Source organism: Mesorhizobium sp. WSM4829, assembly GCF_055811475.1.
Window position 1 is genome coordinate 1 of record NZ_JBVVQJ010000100.1, and the last position, 1,794, is coordinate 1,794.

At 60.1% G+C, this 1,794-nt stretch carries 1 protein-coding gene; it reads right to left on the reverse strand.

The genetic code is table 11. The features are described 5' to 3' along the window. Positions 1 to 298: 298 nt before the first annotated feature. Positions 299 to 1,471: an IS110 family RNA-guided transposase gene (locus AC0L17_RS34300; RefSeq protein ID WP_473518963.1), complete on the reverse strand. Its 1,173-nt coding sequence runs from the start codon at positions 1,469 to 1,471 to the stop codon at positions 299 to 301. Between the last annotated feature and the right edge of the window lie 323 nt (positions 1,472 to 1,794).

Sequence of the window (1,794 nt, forward strand, 5' to 3'; positions counted from 1 at the left end):
GCCGCCCACCCCGCTCACATGGGGACTTTGTCGTCAAGGCTGTCTTCGCATATCTACCTCAATGCGTTGTGATCCTAGGTCCGAGCCTGTCGTCTTGGCGCGGTGACAACACCGGTCCAAACTCACATACGGTCGCTGCGCTGTGGCAGCTGCACCAACATCCCGCTTTCGTCGGTAAGGCTCAGGGGAACGCGACCAATCTTCCGGACGGCATTTTAGGCCAAGTGGGGTGGGAGGTTCGTTCGCCCAGGATCAGCCGGGAGCGATCAATCCCGGCGGATGGAAAAGAGTACGTTGATCATGCCGGCTTCATGACAGCGCCCTCAATGACAGCACCATGATGAACATACTTCCATAGTGCGATCAGAAGTTTTCTCGCGAGCGCAATAATGGCCGGCTTCCGGCGCCTGCCACCGTCGAGCGCGACCCTCTCCTGGAACCATTGTGCTAAAGCCGATCGAGGTTGATGCAAAAGCCAGAACCACGACAATTGCACCATCACGGTCCTCAGCCTCGGATTGCCCGCTTTCGATACGCCCTGTTCCCGGCTGATCGATCCGCTTTGCCACGGTGTCGGCGTCAGACCGGCATAGGAGGCAAGCTGCCTTCGATTCGCAAATTCGCGATACAGACCCTCGGACCAAAGCACCTCGGCAAAGTCCGCTCCCACGCCGCGCAGTTGCTTGAGCATCGACATTCCATTGGCGACTTTTGATGGGTCGCATTCATTGCGAGCCACTTCGTCACGCGCTGCTTCCACGTCCTTGATTTGCCGAAGCACGAGCTCGATCCGGTCCAGTGCACGGACAATCTCCGCTTTGAGATTAGACGGTAGTTCACGACCGTCTCCGGTCCTAAGTTCTTCCAGTCGAGTGCGGCGGTCCCGCTTCAGCGGCTCAAATCCAACGATGCCCTGCGAGAACAAGAGCCCCTTGACCCGGTTCACGATCTTGATCCGCTCCGCGATGAGAGCGCGTCGCTCACGGCTGTTGCGCTTTCGGTCCTCTTGCTCGGGCGATGGCGGAACGACCATGGCGCATACCCGCGGCTCGCCGCGCTTGTAGGCAAGCAGGGCGCGAAGGAGGGTCTCGCCATCCAGCTTGTCCGTCTTCGCCCGGCGCTTCCTGCGTGACGTGGCAATGGATGCTGCATCAACCACATGGCTTTCGATACCGTCACGCTCAAGGATCCGATGTATCCAGAAGCCGTCCAGGCCAGCCTCCTGGATTGCGATCACCGGCACGTCACGGCCCGTTCTGCGCCGAACCGTCGACTTCAACTGGCTGATAAGGTCGAACAATCCGGCCGTATCGCCTGCCTTGACGACGCGCTTTGACATCTTCTCTCCGTTGCACGGCAACAAGCTTGTCACCAACCAGCTCGAGCGACTGAGTTCCAGGGACAGGAAGATAGCGCCGAGTGTCGTATGGACCGCATCGGTTTCAATCTCAGTCACGTTTTCAGCTTTCATGTGTTCTATCCCTCCAAGTTGTTCATGAGCAATACGCCGGCCAAAGCGAGTTGATCGCAGCTGCAGTCATCGCTTCGCGATGTGGTTTTGGTTGTTGCCTGCCCCCGCTCGCGGGGTGGGCGACGCTCCTTTCTAGGCCCGCTGCGGCAGGCCGCAATGTTCGCTCCGCTCACATCCTCCACTCCGTTCCGGCCCTTCGGGTGCGGCCTGCCTCGTTCAGCGGGCCAAGCCAGTCGCGTTCTGCCGCCCACCCCACTCACGGGGGCAGGCACGCGAGATCGGGATCGAGCGCTGCCTCCACCGCCCATGGGATCTTCCGGGGA

Excerpts from the sequence above, each read along its gene's own strand:
- AC0L17_RS34300 (WP_473518963.1), bottom strand. The coding sequence starts at position 1,471 with ATGAAAGCTGAAAACGTGACTGAGATTGAAACCGATGCGGTCCATACG.